This window comes from Crenobacter caeni, assembly GCF_010435965.1.
Classification (GTDB): domain Bacteria; phylum Pseudomonadota; class Gammaproteobacteria; order Burkholderiales; family Chromobacteriaceae; genus Craterilacuibacter; species Craterilacuibacter caeni.
Genome location: NZ_JAAGAA010000014.1, coordinates 67,107 through 80,959, shown reverse-complemented (window position 1 = coordinate 80,959; position 13,853 = coordinate 67,107). Strand labels below are relative to the sequence as shown.

Annotated in this window: 11 protein-coding genes; 9 read left to right on the top strand and 2 right to left on the bottom strand. The window is 69.9% G+C overall.

The window, feature by feature from the left end:
- Positions 1-13 precede the first annotated feature (13 nt).
- The 8 genes from GZH52_RS14455 to GZH52_RS14420 all read left to right on the top strand — a co-directional run bounded on the left by GZH52_RS14455 (position 14) and on the right by GZH52_RS14420 (position 8,354).
- The gene (locus GZH52_RS14455; protein ID WP_163317447.1) at positions 14-241 is read left to right on the top strand and encodes a HypC/HybG/HupF family hydrogenase formation chaperone; all 228 of its coding nucleotides are present in this window, start codon (positions 14-16) and stop codon (positions 239-241) included.
- Positions 238-1,350 (top strand): hydrogenase formation protein HypD, encoded by a 1,113-nt coding sequence (hypD, locus tag GZH52_RS14450; protein ID WP_163317445.1) that lies wholly within the window; start codon positions 238-240, stop codon positions 1,348-1,350. Before GZH52_RS14455 ends, hypD begins: the two co-directional genes overlap by 4 nt.
- The gene (gene hypE, locus GZH52_RS14445; RefSeq protein WP_163317443.1) at positions 1,347-2,384 is read left to right on the top strand and encodes a hydrogenase expression/formation protein HypE; all 1,038 of its coding nucleotides are present in this window, start codon (positions 1,347-1,349) and stop codon (positions 2,382-2,384) included. Before hypD ends, hypE begins: the two co-directional genes overlap by 4 nt.
- A gap of 85 nt (positions 2,385-2,469) precedes the next feature.
- Positions 2,470-3,909 carry a sigma-54-dependent transcriptional regulator gene (locus GZH52_RS14440; protein WP_163317441.1) on the top strand — a complete coding sequence of 480 codons (1,440 nt, stop codon included), beginning with the start codon at positions 2,470-2,472 and terminating at the stop codon, positions 3,907-3,909.
- A complete protein-coding gene (locus GZH52_RS14435) occupies positions 3,893-4,894 on the top strand; it encodes an NADH-quinone oxidoreductase subunit B family protein (protein WP_163317439.1) in 1,002 nt (333 codons plus the stop codon). The genes GZH52_RS14440 and GZH52_RS14435 overlap by 17 nt, the downstream gene beginning before the upstream one ends.
- Positions 4,891-6,327, top strand: coding sequence for a nickel-dependent hydrogenase large subunit (locus GZH52_RS14430; protein ID WP_163317437.1), 1,437 nt, complete (start codon positions 4,891-4,893; stop codon positions 6,325-6,327). The genes GZH52_RS14435 and GZH52_RS14430 overlap by 4 nt, the downstream gene beginning before the upstream one ends.
- Positions 6,303-7,631: a sensor histidine kinase gene (locus GZH52_RS14425; RefSeq protein ID WP_163317435.1), complete on the top strand. Its 1,329-nt coding sequence runs from the start codon at positions 6,303-6,305 to the stop codon at positions 7,629-7,631. Before GZH52_RS14430 ends, GZH52_RS14425 begins: the two co-directional genes overlap by 25 nt.
- A gap of 144 nt (positions 7,632-7,775) precedes the next feature.
- On the top strand, positions 7,776-8,354 hold the full coding sequence (locus tag GZH52_RS14420; protein WP_163317433.1) for a HupE/UreJ family protein: 579 nt from the start codon (positions 7,776-7,778) through the stop codon (positions 8,352-8,354).
- A 204-nt stretch (positions 8,355-8,558) separates the two neighbouring features.
- Here GZH52_RS14420 and GZH52_RS14415 read toward each other — a convergent pair whose 3' ends face one another.
- A complete protein-coding gene (locus GZH52_RS14415; protein WP_349290664.1) occupies positions 8,559-10,211 on the bottom strand; it encodes a formate--tetrahydrofolate ligase in 1,653 nt (550 codons plus the stop codon).
- Positions 10,212-10,381: 170 nt separating this feature from the next.
- Entirely contained in the window at positions 10,382-11,377 is a 996-nt protein-coding gene (locus GZH52_RS14410; RefSeq protein WP_163317428.1) for an NAD(P)H-quinone oxidoreductase, read from the bottom strand.
- 48 nt (positions 11,378-11,425) lie between these two features.
- Between GZH52_RS14410 and GZH52_RS14405 the strand changes: the two genes are divergently transcribed.
- Positions 11,426-13,852 carry a heavy metal translocating P-type ATPase gene (locus GZH52_RS14405; protein ID WP_163317426.1) on the top strand — a complete coding sequence of 809 codons (2,427 nt, stop codon included), beginning with the start codon at positions 11,426-11,428 and terminating at the stop codon, positions 13,850-13,852.
- Position 13,853 lies beyond the last annotated feature (1 nt).

Here is a 13,853-nt window from a genome sequence, read left to right as displayed (position 1 = left end):
GGAAACCCCATCCATGTGCCTTGCCATGCCGGTCCGCGTGACCGAACTCATCCCCGGGGAGCTCGCCCGGGTCGATATCGACGGCGTCAGCCGCGAAGTGTCGGTCGCGCTGATCGACGCGCCCGAGGTCGGCGACTACCTGATCCTGCACGTGGGCTACGCGATCGGCCGGCTCGATGCGGCCGAAGCCGAGCGCACGCTCGCGCTGATGCGCGAACTGGCCGCGGGGGGTGAGGCATGAAATTCGTCGACGAATTCCGTGACGGCAAGCTCGCCCGCGAGATCGCCGCGCAGATTGGCGCGATCGCCCGCCCCGACCGCGAATACCGGCTGATGGAGTTTTGCGGTGGCCACACCCACGCCATCGCCCGCTACGGGCTGACCGGCCTGTTGCCCGCCAATATCCGGCTGATCCACGGCCCGGGCTGCCCGGTGTGCGTGCTGCCGATCGGCCGCATCGACGGCGCGATCCGCCTCGCGCTCGAACACCAGGTGATCCTCGCCTGCTACGGCGACACGCTACGCGTGCCCGCCAGCGGCGGCATGACGCTATTCAAGGCGCGCGCCGCCGGCGCCGACGTGCGCATGGTGTACTCGGTCGCCGACGCGCTCGCACTCGCGCGCGACAACCCGGCGCGCGAGGTGGTGTTCTTCGCGATCGGCTTCGAGACGACCACGCCGCCGACCGCGCTCGCGCTGAAGGCGGCCAAGGCCGAGCAGCTCGGCAACTTCAGCGTCTACTGCAACCATGTACTGACCCCGCCGGCGATGCGCCACCTGCTCGCAGGCGGCGACGTTCAGCTTGACGGCTTCATCGGCCCCTCGCACGTGAGCACGGTGATCGGCAGCGCGCCTTACGAGGCGGTCGCCCGCGACTACGCCAAGCCGGTGGTGATCGCCGGCTTCGAGCCGCTGGACGTGCTGCAGTCGGTCGCGATGCTGATCGAGGCGATCAACGCCGGCCGCTCGGACGTCGGCAACCAGTTCTCGCGCGCGGTCAGCCGCGAGGGCAACGCGCGCGCGCAAGCCGTGGTCGCCGACACCCTGGTGCTGCGCGAGCGCTTCGACTGGCGGGGGCTGGGCGCCGTCCCCGCCTCGGCGCTGGCCATCTCTCCTGCCTACGCCGAATACGACGCCGAGCGGCGCTTTGGCCTGACCGACACGCGCGTGCCCGACCACAAGGCGTGCGAATGCGGCGCCATCCTGCGCGGGCAAAAGACGCCGGAACAATGCAAGGTGTTCGCCATCGCGTGCACGCCGGACACGCCGCTTGGCGCGTGCATGGTCTCCAGCGAAGGCGCGTGCGCCGCCCATTACCACTACGGACGCTTCACCCGGAACCCGACATGAAAAAAACCGCCCGCAGGCGGCTGGACCTCTCCGGCCGCGTCGACCTCACCCACGGCAGCGGCGGCCGCGCGATGGCCGAGCTGATCGGCCAGCTATTCGCCGCCGCCTTCGACAACCCCTACCTTGCGCAGGGCAACGACCAGGCCATCGTGCCGCCTATCGGCGGCCGCCTCGCCATCGCGACCGACAGCCACGTGATCTCGCCGCTGTTCTTCCCCGGCAGCGACATCGGCAGCCTCGCCGTGCACGGCACGGTCAACGACCTGGCCATGGGCGGCGCCCGACCGCTCTACCTGTCTGCCGGCTTCATCCTCGAAGAAGGGCTGCTGCTCACCGACCTGCAGCGCATCGTCGAATCGATGGCGGCGGCGGCGCGCGAGGCCGGGGTCGCCATCGTCACCGGCGACACTAAGGTGGTCGAGCGCGGCAAGGGCGACGGCGTGTTCATCTCGACCACCGGCGTCGGCGTCGTCCCCGACGGGGTCAACCTCAGCGGCGCCAACGCGCGCGCGGGCGACGCCATCCTGGTGTCCGGCACGCTGGGCGAGCATGGCATGGCGGTGATGTCGCAGCGCATGTCGCTGGGCTTTGCCTCCGACATCCGTTCGGACAGCGCGTCGCTCCATACCCTTGCCGACGCGCTGCTCACCGCCTGCCCGTCGCTTCGCTTGATGCGCGACCCGACCCGCGGCGGGCTGGCGACCACGCTTAACGAGATCGCCGCGCAGTCGGGCGTTGGCATGCTACTGGACGAGACCGCGCTGCCGGTGAGCGCGCCGGTGCGCGCCGCATGCGAGCTTCTGGGGCTGGACCCGCTCTACGTCGCCAACGAGGGCAAGCTGGTTGCCATTTGCGCGCCCGGCGACGCCGAGGCTGCGCTCGCGGCGCTGCGCGCCCACCCGCTGGGGCACAACGCCGCCATCGTAGGCCAAGTGGTCGAGGACGCGCAGCACTTCGTGCGGGTGGCGACCGCCTTCGGCGGCGAGCGGCTGCTGGACTGGCTGTCTGGCGAAATGCTGCCGCGCATCTGCTGACCTGGAAAGCAAATGGGCATAAAATTGCCCAATACATAGGACATAAGAGTGACGCGCCGCGATCGCGGCGCCCGCCGGAGAAGACATGCCGCCGCAACCCGCCGTACTGCTGGTCGACGACGAACCACGCTCGCTCGAAGCGCTGGTGCGTACCCTGGAAGACGATTTCACCCTGTTTACCGCGCACAGCGCGCTCGAGGCGCTCGACATCCTCGCCGCCGAATCGGTACAGGCTATCGTCGCCGACCAGCGCATGCCGGACATGAGCGGCGTGGACATGTTGAAGCTGGTGCGCGAGCGTCACCCGCAGGTGGTGCGCATCGTGCTGTCCGGCTACACCGACAACCACGACATCATCGCGGCGGTCAACGAGGCCGGCATCTACCAGTACCTGCTCAAGCCGTGGCACCCGGAAACCCTGCAGCTGACGCTCGCCGGCGCGGTCGAACTCTTTCGCCTGCAAGAAGAGAACGAGCTTCTGAACGTCGAGCTGAAAAGTTCGACGCCGTGGCTCAAAGAGCGCGTCGCGCACAAGCGCGCCCAGGCCACCGAAAACAGCGCGATGGCGCGCATCGTGCGCACGGCAGGCAGCCCGATGGACGCGGCATGCCAGCTGCTGACCCGGGTTGCGCCGTTTGACATCGCCGTGCTGCTCGAGGGCGAGTCCGGCGTTGGCAAGGAACTGCTCGCGCGCGCGCTGCACTACGCGTCTACCCGCAAGGACCACCCCTTCGTCGCCGAGAACTGCGCGGCGCTGCCCGAACAGCTGCTCGAGAGCGAGCTGTTCGGGCACAAGCGCGGCGCGTTCACCGGCGCCTACCAGGACCATGTCGGCCTGTTTCAGCGCGCCGACCGCGGCACGGTGTTCCTGGACGAGATCGGCGAGACCTCGCCCGCCTTCCAGGCCAAGTTGTTGCGCGTGCTGCAAGAGGGCGAGATCCGCCCGGTGGGCAGCGCGCGCGCGGTGAAAGTCGACGTGCGCGTGGTCTCGGCCACCAACCGGCGCCTGGTCGAGCTGGTTGCCGCCGGCCGCTTCCGCGAGGATCTCTACTACCGCCTGTCCGCGTTCGCGGTCGAGGTGCCGCCCTTGCGCGAGCGCGCCGGCGATATCGTGCCGATCGCGCAAAGCCTGCTCGCGCAGCTTGCGCCCGCCTGCCACAAGCCCGCCGCCCGCCTCGCCCCCGCCACGCTCGCGCGCCTCAGCCAGTACCGCTGGCCGGGCAATGTACGCGAGCTCAAGAACGAGCTGCAGCGCCTTTTGGTGCTCAGCGACGGCGACGAGCTGGGGCCTGAGCACCTGTCGCGCCAGGTGCTGTACGGCGCGGGCGAAAACGAAAGCGCCGAGCTTGAGTTCCTCGGCGGCGTCGACGGCGACCTCAAGACCCGGCTGGAGACGCTGGAAAAGCGCATCGTGCACGAAACCATGACCCGGCTGCGCTGGAACAAGACCCGTGCGGCGAACGAGCTTGGCCTGTCGCGGGTCGGGCTGCGCAGCAAACTGACCCGCTATGGCCTCGAACAATAAGACGCTGCTGTGGCTGCACTCGGGCGGCTGCGGCGGCTGCACCATGTCGCTGCTGTGCGCCGAGGCGCCCGGCTTTTTCGACGCGCTGCAGCTTGCAGGCATCGACCTGCTCTGGCACCCGTCGCTGTCGCAAGCCAGCGGCGACGACGCGCTCGCGCTGTTTGACGCGCTCGCCAGCGGCGAACGCGCCCTCGACATCCTGTGCGTCGAAGGTAGCGTGATGACCGGCGCCGACGGCGCCTACCACCTGTTGCCGGACGGCCGCCCGTACAGCCGGCTGATCGAGGCGATCGCGCGCCGGGCGCAGACGGTGATCGCCGTCGGCACCTGCGCCGCGTACGGCGGCATCAGCGCCGCCGGCGACAACCTGGGCGGCGCGACCGGCCTCGCCTTCGACAGCTCCCTGCCCGGCGGCCTGCTTGGCGCCGACTTTGCCGCCCGCGCCGGCTTGCCGGTGGTCAATATCGCCGGCTGCCCGACCCACCCGGACTGGGTACTGGAAACGCTCGCGCTTGTCGCGCGCGGCGAACTGGCCGCCACCGACCTCGACCGGCTGGGGCGGCCGCGCTTTTACGCCGACCGCCTGGTCCACCACGGCTGCGCGCGCAACGAATACTACGAATTCAAGGCCAGCGCCGAGGCGCCGGGCCAGGCCGGCTGCCTGATGGAGTACGCCGGCTGCAAGGGCACGCAGGCGCACGCCGACTGCAATACCCGGCCGTGGAACGGCGCCGGCTCCTGCATCGACGGCGGGCACGCGTGCGTCAACTGCACCTCGCCGCACTTCGCCGACCCCGGCCACCCCTTCCAGAGCACGCCCAAGATCGCCGGCTTCCCGGTCGGGCTGCCCACCGACATGCCCAAGGCGTGGTTCGTCGCGCTCGCCACGCTGTCCAAGTCGGCGACCCCGGCGCGGGTGCGCGCCAACGCGACCGCCGACCGCGAGCGCGTCGCGCCTTCGATCAGCGGGCGGGTCAAGCCATGAGCCGGCGCGTGATCGGCCCGATCAACCGCGTCGAGGGCGACCTCGCGCTGACGCTGACGCTGGAAAACGGCCGCGTCGCGCACGCCGAAGTGTCCTCGCCGCTGTTTCGCGGCTTCGAGCGCATCCTCGCCGGGCGCCATGCGCAGGACGCGCTGGCCATCGTGCCGCGCATCTGCGGCATCTGCTCGGTGTCGCAGGCGATGGCCGCCGTCAACGCGCTCGAAGTGCTGTACGGGGTGAGCGCGCCGCCCAACGGGCAGAAAGTGCGCAACCTGGTGCACGCCATCGAGAACCTGTGCGACCACCTGACGCACTTCACGCTGTTTTTCATGCCCGACTTCGCGCACGACGCGTACCGTGCGCGGCGCTGGCACGCGCGCGCCGCCAGCGCGTTCACCGCGCAGCGCGGCAGCGCGCACGCGCCGATGCTCGAAGCGCGCGCGACGCTGATGCGCGTGGTGGGCCTCGTCGCCGGGCACTGGCCGCACACCATGAGCCTGCAAGCAGGCGGCGTCACCCGCACGGTCAGCGCCACCGAGCGCGTGCGCCTGGCGCGCTACCTTGCGCTCGCGCGCCGCTACCTGGAAACCACGCTGTTCGGCTGCCCGCTCGAAGCGATCAGCGCGCTGTCGACCCCCGCCGGGCTCGCCGCGTACCGCGACGCGCACCCGCACGCGCAGTTTGCGCTATTCCTGGAAGTCGCCGACGACCTTGACCTTTACGCGCTCGGCCGCTGCGACGCGCCCTTGATCGCCGCCTGCGCCTACCCGTCGGACGACGGTCCGCTCAGTGATGCGCTGTGCTGGCAGGACGGCAAGCCGACGCCGCTGGATACGGCCACGATCAGCGAAGACGTCGCGCACAGCCGCTACGCGGGCGAGGCCGCGCACCCGTTTGCCGCCGACACGCTGCCCTTGCCGGCCAAGGCCGGCGCGTACAGCTGGAACCGCGCGCCCCGCCTCGCAGGTGCGCCGGCACAGACCGGCGCGCTGGCCCGTGCGCTCGCGCGCGGCGACGCGCTTTCCCACGCGCTGATGCGCGCAGGCGGCAGCAACGTCGCCAGCCGCACCATCGCGCGCGTGCGCGAAATCGCGCTATTGCTGCCGGCAATGGAAACCTGGCTCGCGTCGCTGGCGCTGGCCGAACCGTTCGCCGTGCCCTGCCCGCCCATCCCGCTGCACGAGCGCGCCGAAGGGCTGACCGAGGCCGCGCGCGGCATGCTCGGCCACTGGGTGACGCTGGAAGGCGAAAGAATCGCGCGCTACCAGATCATCGCGCCGACCGGCTGGAATTTCTCGCCGCGCGACGCCGCCGGCGTGTGCGGCCCGCTGGAAGCCGCGCTGGCCGGCACCGAAGCGCCCGATGCGCAGGCGCTGACCATCCAACATATCGTACGCAGCTTCGATCCATGTCAGGTCTGCACCACCCATTGATCGAACCGGATGCCGCCACGATCGCCGAGCAGGCGTGGATCGAGGTCGTGCAGCGCATGGACGAGGTCTACAGCGAGCTGGTGGCCTCGCAGCTGACGCTGGAAGCCAAGCATCGCGAGCTTGAAGAGAACCACCGCTTCGTGCACGGCGTGCTCTCGGCGATGAGCGACGTGCTCCTGGTATGCGACACCCAGGGCGTGGTGCGCCAGGTCAACGCGGCACTGACGATGCTCACCGGGCGCGACGAAGCGGGCACCGTCGGCCGCGCACTGGCCGACCTGGCGCCGGACGGGCCGCAGCGCGCCCAGGTACGCGCGCTGCTGGGCGCCGGCAACGCCGGCATCCAGGAGCTGGAGCTGCCGCTCGCGCGCGAGGGCGGCGGCGAAGTGCCGGTCACCTGGAACGTCAACGCCCTGTCGGACGCCGACGGTCGCTACTCGGGTTTTGTCGCCATTGGCCGTCCGGTGGGCGAACTCAAGCGCGCGTACGCCGAGCTGCAAACCGCGCACGAGGCACTGAAGGCAGCTCAATCGCAGCTGGTGCAGGCCGAGAAGCTCGCCTCGCTCGGCCGGCTGGTCGCCGGCGTCGCCCACGAACTGAACAACCCGATCAGCTTCGTGCTGGGCAACGCGCACGCGATGGCGCGCTACGCGGCCAAGCTCGAGCGTTACCTCGGCGCCGTCCATGCGGGTGCACAGCGCGAGGATGTCAGCGCCTTGCGCGCGGCGCTCAAGATCGACCGCCTGCTCGCCGACCTGCCGTCGCTGACCGCCGGGCTGATGGAGGGCGCCGAGCGCAGCGGCGCGATCGTCGACGCGCTCAAGCGCTTCTCGGCGATCGAGGACAACGTCGGCCAGCAAGTTGACCTGTCCCAGACCCTGCGCCGCGCCTTGCACTGGGTCAGCCGCGCCAGCCGCATCAGCGTCGGCGTCGAGACCCGGCTGCCCGATGCGCCGGTGTGGGTCAGCGGCTCGGCCAACCAGCTGCAACAGGTGCTGGTCAACCTGCTGCAAAACGCCTACGACGCGCTGGAAGACCAGCCCGACCCGCAACTGACGATCAGCCTCGACACCAGCGATCAGCACGTCACGCTGTGCGTCGCCGACAACGGCACCGGCATCGCCGAGGCGACGCTGCCGCACATCTTCGACCCCTTTTTCACCACCAAGCCGGTCGGCAAGGGTACCGGGCTTGGCCTGTCGATCAGCTACGGCATCGTCGAGCGGCACCGGGGTACGCTGTGCGCGCATAACCTCGCCACCGGCGGCGCCTGCTTCACGCTGACGCTGCCGCACGCCGGTTAAGCCGCTGCCAGCACACTCCGGAAACTGCAAAAGGACTTGCCGGCTACCAGACACCGGCGCTCGTAAACCCATGATTTGTCGCACGCGCCGACCCGGCATGTATTTTGCATGGCACGACGGATAACCCATCAAGAGGATGACCCGATGAAAGCTTCCCGTATCACCCTGCTCTTCGCAGCCGTCGCCACCCCCGCCTTCGCGCACACCGGCGTCGGCCATGAATTCACCCTGTTCGCCGGCCTTGGCCACCCGCTGTTCGGCCTCGACCACCTGCTGGCGATGGTCGGCGTCGGCGTGTGGGCGGCCCTGCAAGGCGGGCACGCCCGGGCCCTGGTCCCGGCGGCCTTCGTGCTGAGCATGGCGCTGGGGAGCGTGCTGGGCTTCGCCGGCGTGCACCTGCCGGCGGTCGAATCCGGCATCGCGCTGTCGGTGATGGTGTTCGGCCTGCTGATCGCGACGCTCGCCCGCCTGCCGCTGTCCGCCGGCGTCGCGCTGACCGCGCTGTTCGCGCTGGTGCACGGCCACGCACACGGCGCCGAGGCGCCGGCAGCCGGCGCGTTCTGGCTGTACGGCGTCGGTTTCGTGACCGCGACCGCACTGCTGCACGGCGCAGGCTACCTCGCCTCCAGCCGCCTGCAGCTAAACGGTGCCGAGCGCCTGCTGCGCGTCGCCGGCAGCGCGATGGCCGGCGTGGGCGCCCTGCTGCTCACGCAGACCCTGTAGAGCGTGTTCACGGTCTCGCGAGCGAAGGCGAGACAAGGCAAAAACGGCTGAGAAAGCGGAATGTACAAGGGGTACATGAGCATTTCGAAGCCGTTTTTAACGCCGTATCGCTGATGCGCAGCAGACCTTGAACAGGCTCTAAACCTCGCAAGGCAAACAAAAGCCGCCGGTGTTGCCGGCGGCTTTTTCACGTCCCAAGCGGGCTCAAGCGAGCCCGTGCACCTCGCCGCCGGCCACGTCGATGTTGAACGCCTGCGGCTGCCTGGGCAGGCCCGGCATCCTGAGCACGCTACCCGCCATCGCGACGACAAAGCCGGCGCCGGCGTTCGCGTAGAGCCGCTCGATCGGCAGCACGAAGCCTTCGGGCGCGCCGCGCAGCTTCGCGTCGTGGCTGAACGAGAACGGCGTCTTGGCGACGCACACCGGCAGCTGCTCGCAGCCGAAGGCCTTGAGTTGCGTGAGGTCGGTGCGTGCGCGCGCCGACAGCTTCACCCCGGCGCCGCCGTACACCCGGCGGCAGAGCGCGTCCAGCTTCTCCTCCAGCGGCGCGTCCAGCGGGTAGCTGTAAGCCGGCGCCACAGGCGTGTCGGACGCCGCGTCCACCACCGCCTGCGCCAGTTCCAGTGCGCCCTCGCCACCTTTGGCGTAACCGTCGCACACCGCGAAGCGCGCACCCTTTGCTCTTGCGTAGTCGCGCACCACCGCGATCTCGTCGTCGGCGTCGCCCGCGAAGCGGTTGAGCGCGACCACCACCTGCTGGCCGAACGCGAAGAGGTTGTCCAGGTGGCGGCCGAGGTTGGCGAGGCCCTGCCTGAGCGCGTCGGCGTTGCCGTAAGCCGCGTCGGAGAGCTCGACGCCGCCGTGCCAGCGCAAGGCCTTGAGCGAGGTCACCAGCACGCAGGCGGCCGGCGCGAGACCCGCCTGCCGGCATTTGATATTGAAGAATTTCTCGGCGCCCAGGTCCGAACCGAAGCCCGCCTCGGTCACCGCCCAGTCGGCACACGCCAGCGCGGCGCGGGTTGCCACGAGCGAGTTGCAGCCGTGCGCGATATTGGCGAACGGGCCGCCGTGCACGAAGGCGGGGGTGCCCTCCAAGGTCTGCACGAGGTTGGGTTTTTGCGCGTCGACGAGCAGCGCCATCAGCGCGCCGGTGGCGCCAAGCTCGCCTCCCGTGTAAGGGCTGCCGTCGGCGCGCACACCCAGCAGCAGGCGGTCCAGCCGCGCGCGCAGGTCGGCCTCGCCGTCAGAGAGACACAGCGCGGCCATGATCTCGGACGCGGCGGTGATGTCGAAGCCCGTCTCGGCCGGCACGCCGTTGGCCGGCCCGCCCAGGCCGCTGACCATCAGGCGCAGCGCGCGGTCGTTCACGTCGAGCACGCGCCGCCACAGCACTTCCTTCAACGACACCGCGCCGTGGTGGCGCGCGTTGTCGATCAGCGCGGCGAGCAGGTTGTTCGCGCTGGTGATCGCGTGGAAGTCGCCGGTGAAATGCAGGTTGATCGAGGTAGACGGCACCACCTGCGCGTAACCGCCGCCGGTCGCGCCGCCCTTCATGCCGAAACAGGGGCCGAGCGAGGGCTCGCGCAGCGCGAGTGCCGCGGACTGGCCAAGCCTGGCAAGGCCGTCGGCCAGCGCTACCGACACCGTGGTCTTGCCGCTGCCTGCGGGGGTACCGCTGGTCGCGGTCACCAGCACCAGGCGGCCGCGCGCCTGCCGCGCGGCGGACAGGCCGACCTTGGCCTTGTCGCGGCCGTAGGGCTCGAACTCGTCGGGGGTGAGCCCGAGCGAGCCTGCCAGAGCGTCAATCGGGCGCGGGCGCGCGAGGCGGGCGATTTCGGTATCGGACAGCATGCTTATCCTTGCAAGACGGAAAGTCCGGCAAGATATCAGCAAGCAAGCACTTCTTTTTTGCGCCAGATCACACAAGCGCACGCAAAAAAAAAGGGGCGACGTCGCCGTCGCCCGAGTCCCATCCATACCAAATCAGAAGGATTTCGCCTTCCGGATTTCAATATAGCCGATGACAATTACATTTGCATTAAATTCGACAAATCCAGCACAACTTTTCCGAGGTTGTTGTTTTCTTCCACATGGCGGTGCGCGTCGGCGACCGCCGCCAGCGCGAACACCGCGTCCAGCGTGACCCTCGCCTCGCCAGCGGCCAGCGCCGGCAGCACGCGGCCTTCCAGCGCGGCGGCGAGGCGCGCCTTCACCTCGAGCGGCTGGCTGCGCAGCGTCGAGCCCATCACCCGCAAGCGCTTGACCAGCAACAGGCCGAGATTCAGCTCGGCGTTGCGCCCGCCCATCACGCCGATCAGCACCAGGCGCCCGTCGGTGTTGAGCGAGGCGAGGTTCTCGCGGAAATAGCTGGCGCCGACCGGGTCGAGGATCACGTCGACGCCGCCGGCCGCCTTGAGCCTGTCAGAGAACGCGCCGTCACGGCGCGCGTTGAACACCGTCTGCGCACCGAGCGCCCGGCAAAACTCGAGCTTCTCATCGCTGCTCGAACTGGCGAGCACGTCTGCCCCCAGCATGCGCGCCAACTGGATGGACGCCGCGCCGACACCGCTGGCGCCAGCGTGTACCAGAAAGCGCTCGCCGGCCGCAAGCGATGCGACCTCGACCAGGTTCAGCCACGCGGTCATCCACACTTCGGGCAGACTCGCCGCCTCGGCCCAGGCAAGCCCCGCCGGCTTGGCGATCGCCAGCGCCTCGTCCAGCAGCACGTATTCGGCGTAGCCGCCGCCGCCGACCAGGCCGAACACCGCGTCGCCCTTCGCGAAGCGCGACGCGCCCTCGCCCACGGCTTCGACCACGCCGGACACCTCCAGCCCGAGCACGCCGGAGACGCCCGGCGGCGGCGGGTAATGCCCCTCGCGCTGCACAATATCGGCGCGGTTGACCCCCGCCGCCATCACCCGCACCAGCAACTGGCCGGGTGCGGGCTCGGGGCGCGGCAGCTCGCCCAGATAAAGGGTATCGGCCCCACCGGGCCCGCTTTGCAGCACCGCACGCATCAACATCACCGCCTCCTCGCACCACAGCATTCCAAGCGGTTACAATAGCACGCGATGACCGATTCCTGCTTCCATTGCGGCCTGCCCGTCCCGTCGGGCGCCGCCCACCCGATCCGCTACCGCGAACGCACCGAACCGGCCTGCTGCGCCGGCTGCCAGGCCGTCGCGCAGACCATCATCGACGCGGGACTCGACGACTACTACCAGCACCGAGACGGCAGCAGCAACCGCGCCGAGGCGCTGCCGACCGAACTGCTCGAGCAGATCCGCCTGTACGACAACGAGACCCTGCAGCAAAGCTTCGTGCGCAGCGAAGACGGCGACGTGCGCGAGGCGTCGCTGATCCTGGAGGGCATCACCTGCGCCGCCTGCGTGTGGCTGAACGAGCACCACCTGCAAAGGCAGGACGGCGTGCTCGCGGTCGACATCAACTACACTTCGCACCGCGCGCGCGTGCGCTGGGACAACCGCAGGATCCGCCTGTCGCAGATCCTCGAAGCGATCGCGGCGATCGGCTACCGCGCGCACCCTTACGACGCCGCACGCCAGGAAGCGCTGCAACAGAAGGAACGCAAGCGCTCGATCAACCGGCTGTGGGTCGCCGGCCTGTCGATGATGCAGGTGATGATGTACGCGGTGCCGGTGTACATGGCGCCGGACGGCGAGATCGAACCCAACTTCCTGTGGATGCTGCACTGGGCGAGCCTGATCCTCACCCTGCCGGTGATGGTCTACTCGGCTGTGCCGTTCTACCAGGCATGCTGGCGCGACCTGAAGGCGCGCCGGGTCGGCATGGACACGCCGGTGACGATCGGCATCCTGGTCACCTTCTTCGCCAGCCTGTACGCGCTCGTCAACCATATCGACCACGGCATCTACTTCGATTCGGTGTCGATGTTCGTCTTCCTGCTGCTGGGCGGGCGCTACCTGGAGGGCGTCGCCCGCCGCCGCGCGGGCTCGGCCGCCGAGAGCCTGGTCAAGCTGATCCCGGCGTTCGCGCACAAGGTGGCGCGCTGGCCCGAGTCGCGCACAAGCGAAGAGGCGCCGGCTGCCCTGCTTACCACTGGCGACGTGATCCTGGTGCGCCCGGGCGAGACGGTACCCGCCGACGCCGAGGTGCTCGAAGGCAGCGGCAGCGCGAGCGAGGCGCTGCTTACCGGCGAGAGCGTACCGGTGCCCAAGCAGCCCGGCGACACGCTGATCGCCGGCAGCGTGAACATCGACAGCCCGCTCTACGCGCGCGTCACCGGCACCGGCGAGCACACCCGGCTCGCCGCCATCGTGCGCCTGCTCGATTTGGCGCTCGCCGAGAAGCCGCGCATGGCGCGCGTCGCCGACCGCGTCGCCGGCTATTTCGTGCTCGCGCTTTTGCTCGCCGCCGCCGCCACCTTCGCCTGGTGGTTCCCGCAGGACCCGGAACACGCGCTGTGGGTGACCGTCGCCGTGCTGGTGATCTCCTGCCCGTGCGCACTGTCGCTGGCGACCCCGGCCGCGCTGACCGCCGCCACCGGCGAGCTCGCGCTGGACGGCCTGCTGGTCACCCGCGGCCACACGCTCGAAGCGCTCGCCGGCGCGACCGACGTGGTGTTCGACAAGACCGGCACGCTGACCCACGGCCGCATGCGCCTGGTCCGCACCGACTGCGCGGGGGAACTCGCCCCCGGGCAGGCGCTCCTGCTGGCCGCCGCGCTCGAATCCGGCAGCGAACACCCGATCGCGCGGGCGCTGACCGACGTGGCCAGCCCGGGCCTGCTGACCGCGCACCGCCTCGCCAACCACCCGGGCGAGGGCGTGGCTGGCGAAATCGACGGGCAGCGCTACCGGCTGGGCAAGGCGGCGTTCGCCGCCGCTGGACGCGCGTTGCCCGCCCTGCCAAGCGCGCCCGAGGGCGCGACCGAGATCTGGCTCGCCACCGATGATGCGGTGCTCGCCCGCTTCGCCATCGGCGACAGCGTGCGCGAAGACGCGGCCGAAGCAATCGCCGCCTTGCAAGCGCAAGGCCTGACCGTACACCTGCTGTCGGGTGACGGCGAGGCGGCGGTCAGGCAGCTCGCCGCCGAGCTTGGCATCAGCCGCCTCAAGGCCGGCGCGAGCCCGGAGGACAAGCTTGCCTACGTCGGCGCCTTGCAGCAGGCCGGCAGCCGCGTGCTGATGGTCGGCGACGGCATCAACGACGCGCCGGTGCTCTCCCGCGCCGACGTCTCGGTCGCGATGGGCGGCGGCACCGACGTCGCCGCCGAGAGCGGCGACATGCTCCTGATCGGCAACCGCCTCGCGAGCCTGCCTGCAGCCGTAACGATGGCCAGGCGCACCCGCCGGGTGATCCGCCAGAATCTCGCGTGGGCGGCACTCTATAATCTGGTCGCGCTGCCGCTGGCGATGGCCGGTTTCGTCACCCCGTGGATCGCCAGCCTGGGCATGGCGGCCAGTTCGCTGATCGTCGTCGGCAACGCGGTCCGCCTCACCCGCAGAAAGCACTAGA